Annotated in this window: 15 protein-coding genes; 5 read left to right on the top strand and 10 right to left on the bottom strand. The window is 62.5% G+C overall.

Annotation, left to right across the window (positions count from 1 at the left end):
- Position 1: 1 nt before the first annotated feature.
- The 4 genes from EJ079_RS26715 to EJ079_RS26700 are packed head-to-tail and all read right to left on the bottom strand — an operon-like array spanning position 2 to position 3,542.
- Positions 2 to 790, bottom strand: a complete 789-nt coding sequence (locus EJ079_RS26715; protein ID WP_127810604.1) for an ATP-binding cassette domain-containing protein — start codon at positions 788 to 790, stop codon at positions 2 to 4.
- A gap of 56 nt (positions 791 to 846) precedes the next feature.
- Positions 847 to 1,290: a hypothetical protein gene (locus EJ079_RS26710; RefSeq protein ID WP_127269840.1), complete on the bottom strand. Its 444-nt coding sequence runs from the start codon at positions 1,288 to 1,290 to the stop codon at positions 847 to 849.
- Between the two features lie 29 nt (positions 1,291 to 1,319).
- Positions 1,320 to 2,291, bottom strand: coding sequence for a YVTN family beta-propeller repeat protein (locus tag EJ079_RS26705; RefSeq protein ID WP_127268107.1), 972 nt, complete (start codon positions 2,289 to 2,291; stop codon positions 1,320 to 1,322).
- Between the two features lie 21 nt (positions 2,292 to 2,312).
- Positions 2,313 to 3,542, bottom strand: coding sequence for an ABC transporter substrate-binding protein (locus EJ079_RS26700; RefSeq protein ID WP_127810603.1), 1,230 nt, complete (start codon positions 3,540 to 3,542; stop codon positions 2,313 to 2,315).
- A 250-nt stretch (positions 3,543 to 3,792) separates the two neighbouring features.
- Between EJ079_RS26700 and EJ079_RS34025 the strand changes: the two genes are divergently transcribed.
- From EJ079_RS34025 to EJ079_RS26675, 4 genes are read left to right on the top strand one after another with little or no spacing between them, the layout of a single operon-like run.
- Entirely contained in the window at positions 3,793 to 5,622 is a 1,830-nt protein-coding gene (locus EJ079_RS34025; RefSeq protein ID WP_127810602.1) for a (5-formylfuran-3-yl)methyl phosphate synthase, read from the top strand.
- 3 nt (positions 5,623 to 5,625) lie between these two features.
- A complete protein-coding gene (locus EJ079_RS26685; RefSeq protein ID WP_127268111.1) occupies positions 5,626 to 6,177 on the top strand; it encodes a flavoprotein in 552 nt (183 codons plus the stop codon).
- The gene (locus tag EJ079_RS26680) at positions 6,170 to 7,564 is read left to right on the top strand and encodes a DUF6513 domain-containing protein (RefSeq protein WP_127810601.1); all 1,395 of its coding nucleotides are present in this window, start codon (positions 6,170 to 6,172) and stop codon (positions 7,562 to 7,564) included. Before EJ079_RS26685 ends, EJ079_RS26680 begins: the two co-directional genes overlap by 8 nt.
- A 4-nt stretch (positions 7,565 to 7,568) precedes the next feature.
- Entirely contained in the window at positions 7,569 to 8,159 is a 591-nt protein-coding gene (locus EJ079_RS26675) for a DUF447 domain-containing protein (RefSeq protein ID WP_127810600.1), read from the top strand.
- A gap of 19 nt (positions 8,160 to 8,178) precedes the next feature.
- On the opposite strand, the gene EJ079_RS26670 is transcribed toward EJ079_RS26675, so the two are convergent.
- A complete protein-coding gene (locus EJ079_RS26670; RefSeq protein ID WP_127810599.1) occupies positions 8,179 to 9,216 on the bottom strand; it encodes a hydantoinase/oxoprolinase family protein in 1,038 nt (345 codons plus the stop codon).
- Between EJ079_RS26670 and EJ079_RS26665 the strand changes: the two genes are divergently transcribed.
- Positions 9,166 to 9,960: a HisA/HisF-related TIM barrel protein gene (locus EJ079_RS26665; protein ID WP_245481741.1), complete on the top strand. Its 795-nt coding sequence runs from the start codon at positions 9,166 to 9,168 to the stop codon at positions 9,958 to 9,960. The genes EJ079_RS26670 and EJ079_RS26665 overlap by 51 nt on opposite strands.
- A gap of 137 nt (positions 9,961 to 10,097) precedes the next feature.
- Here EJ079_RS26665 and fae read toward each other — a convergent pair whose 3' ends face one another.
- From fae to EJ079_RS26640, 5 genes are all read right to left on the bottom strand, one after another.
- On the bottom strand, positions 10,098 to 10,604 hold the full coding sequence (gene fae, locus EJ079_RS26660) for a formaldehyde-activating enzyme (RefSeq protein ID WP_127810598.1): 507 nt from the start codon (positions 10,602 to 10,604) through the stop codon (positions 10,098 to 10,100).
- Positions 10,605 to 10,753: 149 nt separating this feature from the next.
- Positions 10,754 to 11,614: a triphosphoribosyl-dephospho-CoA synthase gene (locus EJ079_RS26655; RefSeq protein ID WP_127810597.1), complete on the bottom strand. Its 861-nt coding sequence runs from the start codon at positions 11,612 to 11,614 to the stop codon at positions 10,754 to 10,756.
- An 11-nt stretch (positions 11,615 to 11,625) separates the two neighbouring features.
- Entirely contained in the window at positions 11,626 to 12,573 is a 948-nt protein-coding gene (locus tag EJ079_RS26650; protein WP_127810596.1) for a RimK family alpha-L-glutamate ligase, read from the bottom strand.
- Positions 12,574 to 12,705: 132 nt separating this feature from the next.
- Complete coding sequence (gene mch / locus EJ079_RS26645) at positions 12,706 to 13,662, bottom strand: methenyltetrahydromethanopterin cyclohydrolase (RefSeq protein WP_127327523.1); 957 nt, start codon at positions 13,660 to 13,662, stop codon at positions 12,706 to 12,708.
- Positions 13,659 to 14,753, bottom strand: a complete 1,095-nt coding sequence (locus EJ079_RS26640) for an ATP-grasp domain-containing protein (RefSeq protein WP_127810595.1) — start codon at positions 14,751 to 14,753, stop codon at positions 13,659 to 13,661. The genes mch and EJ079_RS26640 overlap by 4 nt, the downstream gene beginning before the upstream one ends.
- Positions 14,754 to 14,765 lie beyond the last annotated feature (12 nt).

The following is a 14,765-nucleotide window of genomic DNA, read 5'->3' as shown; positions in this document are numbered from 1 at the left end:
CTCATGGCGACGTCTCCGCCATGCCCGCCGCATCGACGCGGCTGAGCTTCGAAAAGGTTTCGCGAATCGAATTTCCACCATTCGCACGGATCACATCCGACACCTTGCCGCTCGCGACCAGATCACCCCGCCGCAGTATGACGACATGGTCGGCGTCTTCGACTTCGTCGATCAGATGCGTGGCCCAGAGCACGCCGATGCCCTCGGCTTGGACGAGCTTGCGGATGGTGGCGAGGATGCCCGCGCGAGACTCAATGTCGAGGCCTACGGTCGCCTCGTCAAGCAGGAGCAGGGAAGGGCGGTGCAACAGCGCCCGGGCGATTTCGATGCGCCGCATCTGACCGCCGGAGAGGCTGCGTGCTTTGTCATGCTGGCGGCCCTGCATGTCGACCGTTTCAAGCAGCGCGGCAATGCGCTGGCGAGCTTCGCGTCCGCCAATGCCATGCAGCGAGGCGTGGTATGAGAGGTTCTGGTAGACGCTGAGGTCGAGGTCGAGCGTGCGTGCCTGGAACACGATGCCGACGCGTCTGAGTGCTCCGCCGGATGCGCGGCGGATGTCATGGCCGAAGATGCGGATCGATCCGTGACGCGTGTCGTAGAGGTGGCTTATCAGTGAGAACAGCGTTGTCTTGCCGGCCCCGTTGAGGCCGAGCAGAACGGTGAAAGTCGCCGGCGCGATCGAGAAGGAGACGTCGTTGAGCGCCCGCTTCTGGCCATAGGAATGGCTGACGGCACCGACATCGAGCGCCGCCACCTCTTCTCCCGGACCGCTTTTCCTCATATGCTGCATGCCGGGCCGCTCCTTCAGGACGCGTTGGCTATCTGGCGCCTTGATCGCCTTTTGTCTCACTTGATCGTAATCTTGCCCTTCAGTCCCTTGTCGGCAAGGTCGGGAACCGACCAGGTATATTCGCCCGGGCGAACGGTATGGAACTGCACCTGGATCGTCCCCGCGTCGTCGAATTCCAGCCAGGCTGGTCCGCCGTCCATATGCACTTCCAAATCGTTGATGACGATCTGGTCCATCCAGACATTGCGGAAGAGGTCGGTGACGAACTTGTACTCGAAACCGCCCTTGGAGGTGATCTTCCAGCGATAGCCCTGGCCGGCGATCAGCTCGAAATCCTTCTGATTGACGGCGTAAGTGGAATCGGCCGAACCAATAATCAGTTCCGGCAGGTTCTTGCTGGCACGCGACGGTTTTGGTGTTGCGTCGTCGGCGCTTGCTCCGGTCGGAGCAAGGACGAATCCGGCGAGGGCGGCGAAGAAAAACCTGCGGAAAAGTTTCATGTCTTGAGCCTCCCGATGATCAATGTCTGCTATTTGGGCGAAATGACCACACCCCAGGGCTGCTGGCCCACGGTGAGCGATTGGACCGGCTCGTCGGTGGCCGTGTCGATGAAGGTGATATCGTTGGAATTGCCATTCGTGGTGATCAGCGTTTTCTGGTCGGGCGTGAAGGCCAGATGCCAGACGCGCTGGCCGACGAGGATGTATTTCTCCACCTCGTAGGTGTCGGTATTGATCACCGCGACATGGTTCGCCGGGCCGAGCGCGACATAGGCTTTCTTGCCATCGGCGGTGATGGCGATGCCTACCGGCTGGATGGTTTCGGCCCGCAGTCCCTGAATCGCGAACTGGATCTTCTTCACCACTTCGCGTTTGGCGTTGTCGATGACGCTGACAGTGCCACCGACCTCGGCGCTGACCCAGACCTGGGAGCCGTCGGGCTTGAAGTCGGCGAAGCGCGGGCGCGTGTCGACCAGCACGTTGTCGGTCACCTCATGCGTGCTGGTGTCGATGAAATGCGCCATGCTGGTGGTTTCCGAGGTGTTGACCATGGTCTTGCCATCGGGGCTGACACCCATGCCTTCCGGTTCCACACCGACCGGAATCTCGGCCAGGACCTGCTTGCTTTCGACGTCGATGGCGGTGACGAGATTATCGTCCTCATTGGCGACATAAAGCGTCTTGCCGTCCGGCGAGAGCACGAACAATTCGGGATCGGGGCCGGATGGCAGCGTACCGACGATTTCAAGCGTCGCGGTATCGATGATCTGGACCGTATCGTCATCGCTGGCGCATAGGTAGACGAACTTGCCGTCATGCGAGATGGTGATGCCGCGCGGTCTCTGGCCGACTTCAACTGTCTTCACCACCTGCATCGTCGCCGTGTCGACGACGGTCATCGTGTTGTCCTTCTCGTTGGAAACGTAGGCCGTATAGGCCGATGCCGGACTGGCCGTCAGGCCGGCCGCGAGAATGGCGAATGCGCAAGCTCGTTTCTGCACGCAAATTCCTCCCGATTGACTCTACTTGAGAGCGCATTTCGTTTCCGGCTGATCGACACCGAGCGTGTCGAGTTCGGAGACTTGGTGAAGATAGCCCTCTTGTGGCGATGTCGAGACGACGGACTTGGTATCGCCAAGCAAGATCGGCTGGCGAAGCTGGAGGTTCCATTTGCGGAAGGTCAGCTTCTGCCCCTTGAAAGCAGCAACCGAAAAGTCGTCCGAGCGCATGTAGTCGCTGATCTTTTTCGCATCGTCGCCCTTGGTGCGCGTGGTGGCCTCGCCGACGGCACGCACCGCTGTCCAGGCCGACATGTCCTTTGAAAGCATCCGCCGGCTCGCCGTCTTCAAGAAGCGGCTCTGCATCTGGATGCCGCCCCATTGTTCGCTGGCGGGATGCCATGACGATGCAACCAGACCGGCCGTGCCGGCGACCAGCCGCGGCGTCCAGGTGCGATAGGGCACGTAGGTCCCGAAAACCTCGCTTTCGTCGGCGACAAGCACCACGTCATGCTCCGGGAGATCTTGCGTGAACACGGAAATCTGCTGCTGTATCTGCGTTGCGCCGGTGTCGGTGCGCCTGGCTGTGCCGGTATCCTTGAATTCCTTCTCGGCGACGATCTGGCCGCCGAAGCGGGTTGCCGCGCGGCGCAACGCATCGGCGTAGAGACGATCCTGCTCATGCGATCCATAGAGCAGCACCCAATTCGGCCACTTCTTCACCATGAGATACTGCGCCAGCGCATCGGCCAGCATGCTGCGCGTCGGCGCGATATGGAAAACGTTGATGCGGCAGTCCTCCTCGCGAAGGCTGTCGTCGGTGGCGCCGACGTTGAAGATCAGCACGCCTTTGTCGCGGGCGATGTCGGCGATCGACAGCAATTGTTTGGCTGAAAGATCGGCGACCACATAGTGGTCGCCCTTGGCGATCATGCCTTCGAATGCCTGAACCGCGTCGCCGTCGGGCTTGATCTCGGTCACGTCGAGGCTGAATTTCTGGTTGGTGAACTTTCCGGTCGTATTGTTGTCGCCGATCGCCACCTCGGCGCCGGCGACACCTTCGTCACGTGGCGGCAGGTCGAGCATGGAAAGCGTCAATTGCGGTGCGTAGGCCCGCAAATAGCCTATCTTGATTTCGGTTGTCTTTTTTTCCGGCTTCGCCACCGTTTCCTGGCCTGTCGCGTCGGAAACGTTGACGGTCAGGGAAAAAAAGCACAAAAAGGCAGCGAGAGTGCCTGGCACCGCGCTCGTCATCGATAGTAATTACCCATTCTTGCGCAAAGGTTCGACGGTTGCCGGACCCGCGCCAAGTCAAGGTGCCCATGATCAACTTAGCCGACCCGCAAAATTTATCAAACCCTATCGGAAGACTTTTCGCGCCTGCCAGAACGGTGCGGAAGGTCGCCAGCGTCGATTCGCATGGCAACACCGGCGAGACGTGGCGCAGGGGGATCGACTGCCTCTATAAAAACGTCTTGTCCTCCAAACTGGAGAAACTGTTCAAATGACCAGAATGCTGGCAAGCGTCACCGGCATCGAAGAGGCGGAGATCGCTCTTTCTGGTGGTGTCGACATCGTCGACCTGAAGGACCCGAAGGCGGGAGCTCTGGGCGCGGTGTCCACGGAAACCATGCGCCGAACGATTTCGTTCATCGCTGGTCGGGCTCCGGTCAGCGCGGTCTGCGGCGACCTGCCGATGGAGCCCGAAACGATCCGCATCAAGGCCGAAGAGATCGCGGCGACCGGCGTCGACTATGTGAAGATCGGATTTTTTCCTTCGGCAAATATCTCCGCCTGCGCACAGGCGCTCGAACCGCTCGCCGCACGAACGAAGCTGATTGCCGTGCTGTTTGCCGATCTGGCGCCGGACTTCGAACTTCTGCCGATATTCGCCAGGCATCGCTTCCATGGCGTGATGGTCGATACCGCGCAAAAGGGGAAGGGCCGGCTGCTCGATCATCTGCCGCCGGAGCGTATTCCGGGATTCGTCGATCGCACGAAATCGCTCGGTCTGATTGTCGGCCTGAGTGGATCGCTGGAAGCTCCGGATATTCCGCGCGTCTTGCCTTTTGCTCCCGATTTTCTCGGCTTTCGGGGGGCGCTGTGTGGCCATTCCGGTCGCACGAGTTCGATCAGCGCCGAGGCGGTCTCGCAGATTCGCGAGTTGATCCCGGCGGAATCCGGGACCGGCGGTCAATCGAGTATCGACTATCGCCTGTTGGCGGCGAGAGGCTATTCGCCGGACACCGACCCGACACTGGGCACGGACAGGATTTTTGTGCGGGATTTTGTTCTGCCGGTCCAGATCGGTGCCTACAGCTTCGAGCATGGCCATACTCAAAAAGTGCGCTTTGATGTGACCGCCGACGTGCTGCAAATTACCGACCATCCCGAGGACATGCGCCATGTGTTCTCCTACGACATCATCATGGACGGCATTCGCACCATCGTCGCCCGAGGCCATATCCAGCTCAGCGAGGCTTTGGCCGAGCAGGTGGCAGCGCACGTCTTGGAGAACCAGCGTGTCGTGCGCGTCACGGTAAGGGTGGAAAAGCTCGAGCTCGGCCCTGGCGGCGTCGGCGTCGAGATCGAACGCAAGCGCCAATCGGCGGGACGCGGCGCTGCCTCCGGCACTGCCGGCCGAAAAGACCGGAGCGTTGTTTTCCGGCCGCGCCAGGAGCGCCCCGAAATGCTCCGACGGGCCATCGTCAAGCTTGGCGGCAGCACGGCCCATGCGGCGGAGATGAAGAGCTGGATCGCAGCGCTGGCGGGTTCCAGGCTGCCGATCGTCATCGTACCCGGCGGCGGCCTCTTTGCCGACCATGTGCGCGAGACGCAGACACGCATGGATTTTTCCGATACCGCCGCTCATGCCATGGCGATCCTGGCCATGGAACAGTTCGGCCATGTCATCCTCGACCGGGACGAAAGGCTGACGCCGGCACGGTCGCTGGACGAGATCGGGCGAGCGTTGGAGGCGGGCAAGGTTCCGGTGTGGCTGCCGTCATCCCTGGCACTGCCGGCGCTGGATGTTCCGGCCTCGTGGGACATTACCTCCGATTCTCTGGCCGCCTGGCTTGCAGGCAAGCTTGGCGCAAACGCGCTGTTGCTTATCAAGCAGACCGGTGCATTCTTCGACAGCGATACAGCTGACAGCCTGAGGACCCGAGGCATTGTCGACCCCGGCTTTGCCGCCATGCTGCCCGACGGCGTCGATTTCCATCTCGCCGGTCCGAAGGATGCTGCCGAGGCCGGCGCGATGCTCGCGTTGGGCAAGCTGCCCGGCACCAGGATCGTGGCTTCAACAGGGTCGTCGGCAAAGAAGGCGGGATAGCCGATGGTGAAGCTGCATGTGCCGCGCTGGGCATGGGTTTTGACGGGTTCCGGGCATTTCTTTACGGAGAGCTTCGCACTTGTTCGCCAACTCGAACATTGCGATGTCTTCGTGTCGAAGGCTGCCAACGAAGTGTTGCGCATGTACAAGCTCAAACTTGATTTCCCGGAGACGACGCGCGTGCTGCACGACAAGACCGCGAGTGCGATCCCTGTCGGCGAATTCTACCACGGTGTCTATCACACGGTCGTGGTGGCGCCGGCCACGTCCAACACGGTCGCCAAATGCGTGCATGGCATTTCCGACACGCTCGCCACCAATGTCTTTGCCCAAGCCGGAAAGTGCCGTGTGCCAGCCATCGTCTTTGCTTGCGACACCGCGCCGGAACTCGAGACCCAGGCACCGCACGGGCTGGTCAAGGTCTATCCGCGCAGGATCGACCTGGAAAATACCAAGCAGTTGAAGAGTTTCGAGCGGACCCAGGTGGTCGAATCGCTCGCTGATCTCGAAGCCTCGCTCACACGGCGCCGGGCCGAACTCGCAAGCGATGGCTGAGCGGCTGGTTTTTCTTACCGGCCATCTGGCCAAGGCGCGGCTGGAACGGCTGCTGGCCGGGCTGGGCAGAACCGCATTCGCGTGGGAAATCGTCGACGTCGGCGTCAAGGTCGCCGCGCTGATGAGCGAGGAAATTGTGAAGCGTCGCCTCACTCTGACAGGAGACGTCGGCCGCGTCATCCTGCCCGGACGCTATCGGGGAAACATCGAGCACCTGTCGGAGCATTTCGGCGTGCCCTTTGTGCGCGGCCCCGACGAGATAGCTGACCTGCCGGCCTTCCTTGGCCGGGCGGGCAAACCGCCGGATCTGACGCGCCACGATATGCGCATCTTCGCCGAGATCGTCGATGCGCCGATGCTGCCGGTCGAGGCGCTGATGGCGAGGGCCTCGATGTTGGCCGCGGCCGGCGCCGATGTCATCGATCTGGGCTGCCTGCCGGAGACGCCGTTTCCATTGCTGCCGGAGGCTGTGCGAGCGCTCAAGGCACGGGGATTTATGGTCAGCGTCGATTCGGCCAGCGTGGACGAACTGACGATCGGGGCACGCGCCGGCGCGGACTATCTTCTCAGCCTCGATGAGAACACGCTGCCGTTGATCTTCGACCATAGGGCTACGGCAGTGTTGATACCGTCCACGCCCGGCGATCTGGATTCGCTCGGCCGGGCCATCGAAGCCGCTCAAAAGGCCGGCGTTGCCTTCATTGCCGATCCCGTGCTCGACCCGATCCATTTCGGCTTCGCCGTTTCACTCGGGCGCTTCATCGAGGCGCGGCGCCGCTGGCCGGACGCCGAATTGCTGATGGGTACCGGCAATCTCACCGAATTGACCGACGCGGACAGTTCCGGTGTTACGGCCGTTCTAGCGGGACTCTGCTCGGAACTCCGGATCCGAAACGTGCTGGCGGTGCATGTCAGCCCACACACGGTGCGGACGATCGAGGAGCACGATATCGCCCGCCGCGTCATGTTGGCTGCTTGCACGGACGGCGCGTTGCCGCGCGGCTATCACCCAGGCCTGTTGCAGGTCCACGATCGCAAGCCTTTCACAGCCTCAACCGACGATATCGAGGCATTGGCGGCCCAGGTGCGCGACGCCAACTTCCGGATCGCGGTAGCGGAGGACGGCATCCATGTTTTCAATAGCAAAGGGCATGCGGTTGCCACGGATGCGTTCGAACTTTTTGCCGGGCTGGACGTCAACGCCGATGGCGCACACGCTTTTTATCTCGGCGCGGAACTGATGAAAGCGGAGATCGCGTGGCGCCTCGGCAAGCGTTATGTGCAGGACGAACCGCTCGCATGGGGCGTTGCCGCGCCGGCTCCTGAAACCGACCGTACCCGTCTTGCCGAGCCGGGCCAGACGCTCCGCGCAAGGAAGGAGCGCTAGGACCATGCCCTACATTCGCGAATCGATCATCACGACGGTCAACAAGGCAGGCAACGTCCACATCGCGCCGATCGGCATTATCGCCGAGAATGACGGCTGGGTGATTGCGCCCTTCCGGCCGTCGGTCACGCTCGACAATCTCGCCGAAGTGCCGTTCGCCATCGCCAATTATACCGACGACGTGCGTGTCTTTGCCGGCTGCCTGACAGGCCGCAAGCACTGGCCAACCGTTCCGGTTGACGGGTTTCCGGTCCCGAGGCTCGAGGCGTCGCTGGCGTATTCGGGTCTCCAAGTCCAGGCGGTCGATGACAATGGCGTGCGCCCCCGCCATTTCTGCCGCGTGGTGCGGGAGGAAGCGCTTGCGCCGTTCACCGGCCTCAATCGAGCCAAGGCGGCGGTGCTTGAGCTGGCCATCCTGGTCAGCCGGCTCGGCATGCTGCCGCGCGACAAGATCGAGGCGGAAATCGCCTACCTTTCGATCGCCATCGAAAAGACGGCAGGCGACGGTGAAAAGGAAGCCTGGGGCTGGCTGATGCAGCGTGTCAGCGATCACTTGACCGCCAAAGATTCCCGGAGCGAGGACGCGCGGGGTTAGGCCGAGCGCCGCACCCTGCTTACAACGGATATCCCGCCAAAAGCGCTACCGCGGACGCGGGGGCCGCGCTGCTCGCTTGCCCGCGAACGGTGTCATCGGCGGGGATGATGTCGGCGAAATCGACGTAGCTGCGTTCCATGCGTTCGGCCAGTCGCCTGATCTGCCAGCGACCGATTCCGGCCCCGACGATCGGGACATCCCGCGGCAAGGTCCCGGCAACCAGAGACGCTGCATCGTGCACTTTGCGCAGTTGCTGCTCGCTGAACCAGCGCGCGACTTCACCCCATTCCGGCGGGGTCAGGTCAGTGGCGTCGCGCCCCACCATGCGCGCCAGCCTCGCGATCGAGCCGTCCACGGTCTTTTCCTTGCCGTCGGCGGGAGGGTGCCTGTCGTCGTCCTCGTCGAGCACGCCCAGGATGCGATGCGCGTCGGCGATCGAGGCGAAATACTCATTCATCAGCGGCGTTAGCCTGCCATGGACGGGAGCCGACGAGGCTACGCCGAACAGGAATGTCCTGGTAAAGCCGGTATAGACCAATTCGCCGGTTAGAAGCCGTCCGGCATCGGTGTAGCCGTCATTGGCCACGGCGCCGTTCTTGATGGCAATGATATCGGTGGTGGTGGAGCCCATGTCGATGAACAGGGCATCGCCGGCGAGTTTTGCCACCAACAAGGCTGTCGCGTGCCAATTGGCGGAAGCCACATCGGCGCCTAACTGCGCTGCCTGCTCGACCCCGACGAAACCGGATGGTCCGGCATAGACCAGCTTTTTGTCTGTGGGGAAATGGGTGGAAATCTGACCCAGCAGAGCCGCTACGCCGACATCGCGGGACGGAAAGATGTCCGACAGTTCGCCTGTCATGGTGAATGCGTTGAGATCCGCACCCCCGTAGATCGGAGCCGTTTCGTCGAGGGCTGAAGCCAGCTTGTGCAGGCCTTGCCAGAGCGGCGTTGCGATCGTTACCGCCTCGACGATGCGACCGTCTTGTGCGCGGGTCACCTTCAGATGCGCGCCGCCAATGTCGAAACCGGCAATGATGCCCTTTCTTTTTTCCACGCTTCAAGCTTTCATGACGGGGGCAATTGGTCGGTGAGAAAAGCGTTGCGTATTATTCCGGTTCTCGACCTGAAGGACGGCGTGGTGGTTCGCGCCCAGCAGGGAAAACGCGATCGCTACAGGCCGATCGTTACGCCGCTCAGCCGAAGTCCTGATGTCGTCGCGGTCGCTGAAGGACTGCGTGGGCTTTATCCTTTTTCGACCTTCTACATCGCAGATCTGGACGCTATCGAAGGCGGAACGCCAAACAGCGACGCACTCGCCCGGTTGAGGACGATGGCGGAGCCGCCGGAACTTTGGGTCGATGCCGGCGTGGCCGACGAAAAGACACTTTTGGCGGCTCTTGCCGAACGCTCCCTGTCTCCTGTTCTTGGCTCTGAATCGCAGCGGGACGACATGTTGCTGCGGCGTTTTCGCGATCATCCCGATCTCATCCTGTCCCTTGATTTCATCGGCGATAGTTTTTGCGGACCGCGTTCTCTTCTCGAAGAGCCCGAGCTTTGGCCGCAAAAGGTGATTGTCATGACGCTGGCCAAGGTCGGTGCCGCCGCCGGCCCTGACTTCCGGCGGTTGCAGGAGGTCAAGGCCAAGGCCGGAAATCGCACTGTCATCGCGGCTGGCGGCGTCCGAGATGAGACCGACATCGGCGCCTTGTCCGCAATGGGTGTCGCCGCGGCGCTAGTAGCAACCTCATTGCACAACGCTACGCTCACACCCGGCCGCCTCGCATCACTCGGCGCCTGATCATCGTTGCTCGTCGACTCCCGAAGGACGTGCGCCCTTCGGGAGGTGACGTTTCAAAAGCCCAGAACTTTTTTCAGCCGGCGCAACAGACCATCCGTCTCAGAAGAGGGTTTTTCCTGTGCGGGGCTGTCTCTTGTCTACGCTGCGAACGGATGCTTGACCTTGTCGCGCTGGGCCGTTGCGTCGGCGGCGGTCGGGGTTCCTGCAACGGCGCGCTGGATAGCTTCCTTTGTCGCCTCGTAATTGTATTTCTGGATCTTGGCGTCGTCCGCCGCGTCCCAATGGATGAACACCCCGACGCAGATGAACACGTCGTCCGCTTCGTTGGCCGGAATGGTCCCGTCCGCAACGCTGTCCTGCACGGCCTTTGCCACGGCGTGCTGCGCCGGGCCGAACATCTGGACCGCCTGCTTGGCGCCCTTGATCGTGACCTTGTTGAACATCACGGTGTTGGGTTTGCATTGAAGATTGGGCGCGATCACCGCCAAAAGCGAAGTAAAGCCGTCCTTGTTGTTGGTAAGCGCGTTGCAGAATGCCGTTTCGACCGCGCTCCCCCGCGGGCCGATGAGCAGGTCGACATGCGCGACCTCGTTGCCGTCTCCCACCAGCGATTCACCGACCATAACCTTTGATATTTTTGCCATGCCAATTTCCTCCAAGACACAATTATGATGTCCACGGACGCTGCAACCGAGCAGGCGCTCGATGGACAGCTATCCTTGTTGGCAGCGTCCGGATTTGCCCGGACCGGTTGGCTAGATAGCCGCGGAAGCACAGCTTCCGCTTTTGGAAGTCAAGCACCAACGCCGCGATTATGCAAGGTGAGGGCGAGGGTGTGGACTAAAAGAGTAGCCACGGTGAGGTCGGCCGAGGTGCCGGGATTGATGTTGTCGGCCTTCAGCCGGCGGTCGAACTCCATGAGCAGGCGAATGCGCGACGGCTCGTCGCCCTCGGCATGGAGCGCCGCCTGGACGGCAACGGCTTCCTGCCGCGCTTGATTTGCGACGTCAACGCCGTGCTTGCGCATCACATGGCTGTCGGGGAAGCCGGCGAGAAACGCCATGTAGACGAATACCGTCGGCCACATGCCGGTTTCTCCACGTGCCAACGCTCCATCCATCGCGGCGAGCCCGACCCCGAACACGTCGCCGAAACAGCTGCCGTACTGGCGGGCGATCATGTCGCGGTCGGCGGCCTCGCGCATCGCGTCCAGCAAATGAACCTTCGGCTCCTGCCGCACATCGTTGGCGGCTTCTCCCAGGCCGCCTGGCGCGGCCGTGACGATCGTCTCGAATACCGCCTTGGTATCCTGCACGCTCAAAGCCCGAAGCAGCGAGTCGAGATTGTCCTGCAGTCTGTCACCGCCCATTTCGGCGGCGCATATCAGTGGCCCTGCCAGAAGGATGATTCCGAGATTGGTATTGGTTGCGACCGCCAGTCGTGTAGCGCGCACCGCCTCCAGCATGCGCTGTCCGACCGGCAGACGAGGATCGGTCAGCGGCCCGGAAGAAACCTCCGCACTCATCATGAACTGGGCGGCGGACATTCCGTGTCCGTCGGCGAACAGATGGACGTTGCCCGGTTTGAGGGCTTCGATCTCCATCCTGCAGGCATCCTTGTAGCTGGCCCGGAGGCGTTCACGCGACAGCGCCATCCTACCGGCCCTCACGAATTCGCAGGCGCGGCAAAACGGTAGGGCCGCGGCGCGGCGGCCGCTTCGGCACGGTCGGCCAGGAGTTTCAGCAAGGCATCGGCGATTGCCTCGGCGATATTCACGGCGACCACCGATTGCAATCCCGACCAGGCGGGCATGCTGTTCACTTCGAGTATGAACAGATTGCCGTCGTCAGCCCGCACGATGTCCACGCCGGCAAAATCCGCGCCGACCGCGGCTGACGCAGCGACAGCCAGCGAGGCCAGTTCCGCCTTGCCATGATCGGAAATCTGTTCCGGCACGCCGCCCCGGTTGACGTTCGTGATCCAGTGGTCGCTGATGCGGCTCATCATCGCCACGGTCTCGCCGGCGCAGACAAAGACGCGAAAATCCCGGAAAGGCGGACCGGCACGCGACACATATTGCTGAAGGTAGTAGACGCTGTTCACCTCTTCTGGAGCCGGCAGGTCCGAGAGCGTGCGGATCAGCTTTATCCCGCGGCCCTGCGCGCCGAACAAGGGTTTCAGCACCAGCGGCCCCCGCGGAAGTTCTTGCGCCGCGATCTCCTCGGCGACGGCAAGGCCTTCCACGGCAAAGGTGCGTGGCGTAGGCAGGCCGGCATTTTTCAAGAGGAATGTCGTCATCGACTTGTCGACGCAGCGCTCGATCGCCTGCGCGGAATTCCACACGGGAACCGACAGTCTGCTTAACGCGTGCAGCATGCCGAGGCGCCGGGTAATCGCTTCGAACGATCCGGCGGCGATCGAACGGACGAGCACGGCGTCGGGCAGCGTGCCGCCGAAGCCGGGGATCGAAAGTCCGCTCGGGCTGCTGGTGTCGAATGCGATCGCTGCCAGCGGCACGGCTGCAACGGCGGCGCCCCGCCGACCAAGCCCTGCCGCCAGGCCGTTGGAGCCGGTGTCCACCTTGTCGCTGACGATCAGGATGCGAGGGATCATGTGGCGCCTCGGGTACGGGAACGGAGGCGCGAGCGATTCCGCGCCCCCATGGCCGCGTCCGCGGCAGGGCTGCACGAAATGCAGTCGTCGGGCAGGCGAATGACGGACGAATCCCTTTGCACCGCCATCCTCTTAGCCGAGACTCCGTTCGAGCATTTCCAGATCACGCCGACCGGCGCGAAACGTATCGCCGGTTTCGATCGCTGTCACGATCACTTCGGCCGGGCTGAACAGCAGCGGGTCGATGGCATAGAAATCGCCCTTGAACCGCGTGAAGATCTCGGCGAAGGGTTGGCCATAGTCCCGTGAGGCGCTGCTGGGAAGTTTTTCCGCGAGTTTGCCAGCTTCTTTCGCCGATCCTTTCACGAAGAGTTGGACGCTGCCGCCATAGATGATGGCATCGTTGGTTCGGCCCATGGCGGTCAGGAAATCCGGATGGGGGGCGGGGATCGGAGCCGTTCCGATGCCGTCGACAACGTTCTCCAGCGGGAATTTGAGATCGTTGATCTTGTGCAGGGCAACCTCGAGCGCGCGCGCAACGATCTGCACGCTGCCGGCAAGACTTTGTGTCGGCGCATAGAGGAAGGTGAGCTTTTCCGTCGCCAGTCCAGTTGCCTTGCCCACTTTCTCAACGATCGCGCGGGGAGGCGGTTCGGCCGTCTCAAGGATAAGCACCGCGGACGATGCGATGTCGCGATAGGAAAGTGTTTCGAACAGCGGTTCGACCCGGGCGAGGGCGCGCGCCGGCCCAGATCCCATCGCGAAATAGTCCTGGCCAGACAGGTTCCAGCCCGCATATTGGCTGCCCAGGCAGGCTAGCACCGGCTGCGAAGATCGCGCTTCGACAGTGAACGGCCATTGCTGTGACGCGCGATCCATGAACACAGAAACGCTGCCGAGACCGCCCATCGCGGCCTCAGCCATGCGCAGCCCGGCTTCGACGCTGCCTACGGTCTTGGCGCCGGCATCGATCAGGCGCTCGCCCAATGGCCCCCTGGAAACGACGATGCGCAGGCGTTCGGCGTCGCCGATCATGCCGTCAACGATGCGCTGTGCATTGTCGTTCAGGAATGCCGAACCGTCTTTCATGTCCGGTCTCCTTCCCATTGGAGTTGCAATTGACTGGCTTGTCCCTTGATGAGTCGCTTGGTCGATTGGGCGCTCGGCCCGCGCGCGAAGACCGTGCAGACAGGGTCGCCGGCAATCAGACGGGTGCCAGCCGACTGCTGGTCCGCTGTCCATTCAGGCCAGGCGATCGACGGAAAGTGAGTGATTGGCGTCGCGGCGTAAGTCACCATCGACGCCATCGAATCGACGAAGCGCGGCAAGCGGAAGACCTGACCCGTCGCGGCGCGCAGATGCGCTTCGATCAATGGCGCGTCGACATCGTCGAAAATGTCGAGGGTGGCGCCCGGCCTCGGATTGATCTCGATGAACTTGTAGCCGTCCGGCCCGCGGATGAGATCGGCGCTGCACAATCCAATCAGGCCGGCGCGCCGCGTCAGACTTGAGAGCCAACCGCCGATCACCGCCGCCTGTCTGCGATCGAAGCGTCTCAACCGCACGGCGCCCCCGTAGCGATAGGGCGCTGTCGGGGAGGGGGACGTCCATTGTTGGCTGAAGCCCACGACGTGCGCGGTTTGCCCGTTGCCGACGAACAGGGCCGAGATGCTGCGTCCGGAAACGAAGCGCTGGAAGTAGCGGCCGGCGGTCGGGCTTTCTCCGGCTGCTCGTCTGACGTGCCCGCCGCCGGCGCCGCCCGCGGTCTTGACCACCCAGTTCTCCGGATCAGGCGGCTGGTCCCATCGCAATTGCGGATGCGGGATGCCAAGTTCGGCGCAATCATCGGCCAGCAACTGCGGATCCTTGATCCTGCGGATCGCGGCGCCGCCGTTGCCTGCGAGCGGAAAGTGTCGCGCGATCTCCTCCACGGTCTCAGGCATCCGCTCAAACCCTGAGCCCAGGATAATGGCGACCGGCAGGTCGTCGCCAGCCAATCGCCGAAGCGTGTCGACGATGCGCTCGCCGTCGATGCCCCTCTGCAGGTCGCCCGGCAGCATCGTCGCGCGTCCTGCGAGCGCGACGGTGTCCGTATCGCAAAAGAAATCGGCAACCAGCGGACGATAGCCGGCGCGGCGCGCGGCGGCGGCCAGCGCCCGGCCTGAAATTGCCGCGATCAAGAGAGATCCGGC

Origin of the sequence: Mesorhizobium sp. M7A.F.Ce.TU.012.03.2.1, from assembly GCF_004006095.1 — a bacterium.
GTDB lineage: Bacteria > Pseudomonadota > Alphaproteobacteria > Rhizobiales > Rhizobiaceae > Mesorhizobium.
The sequence above is the reverse complement of the archived record's forward strand: the minus strand, read 5'-3'. Positions and strand labels throughout refer to the sequence as shown.

Coding starts and splice junctions, on each gene's coding strand:
- EJ079_RS26680 (WP_127810601.1), top strand. CDS start 6,170: ATGGCTGAGCGGCTGGTTTTTCTTACCGGCCATCTGGCCAAGGCGCGG.
- EJ079_RS26715 (WP_127810604.1), bottom strand. CDS start 790: ATGCAGCATATGAGGAAAAGCGGTCCGGGAGAAGAGGTGGCGGCGCTC.
- EJ079_RS34025 (WP_127810602.1), top strand. CDS start 3,793: ATGACCAGAATGCTGGCAAGCGTCACCGGCATCGAAGAGGCGGAGATC.
- EJ079_RS26675 (WP_127810600.1), top strand. CDS start 7,569: ATGCCCTACATTCGCGAATCGATCATCACGACGGTCAACAAGGCAGGC.
- EJ079_RS26700 (WP_127810603.1), bottom strand. CDS start 3,542: ATGACGAGCGCGGTGCCAGGCACTCTCGCTGCCTTTTTGTGCTTTTTT.
- EJ079_RS26710 (WP_127269840.1), bottom strand. CDS start 1,290: ATGAAACTTTTCCGCAGGTTTTTCTTCGCCGCCCTCGCCGGATTCGTC.
- EJ079_RS26685 (WP_127268111.1), top strand. CDS start 5,626: ATGGTGAAGCTGCATGTGCCGCGCTGGGCATGGGTTTTGACGGGTTCC.
- EJ079_RS26650 (WP_127810596.1), bottom strand. CDS start 12,573: ATGATCCCTCGCATCCTGATCGTCAGCGACAAGGTGGACACCGGCTCC.
- EJ079_RS26655 (WP_127810597.1), bottom strand. CDS start 11,614: ATGGCGCTGTCGCGTGAACGCCTCCGGGCCAGCTACAAGGATGCCTGC.
- EJ079_RS26665 (WP_245481741.1), top strand. CDS start 9,166: ATGCGCGCCGCCAATGTCGAAACCGGCAATGATGCCCTTTCTTTTTTC.
- fae (WP_127810598.1), bottom strand. CDS start 10,604: ATGGCAAAAATATCAAAGGTTATGGTCGGTGAATCGCTGGTGGGAGAC.
- mch (WP_127327523.1), bottom strand. CDS start 13,662: ATGAAAGACGGTTCGGCATTCCTGAACGACAATGCACAGCGCATCGTT.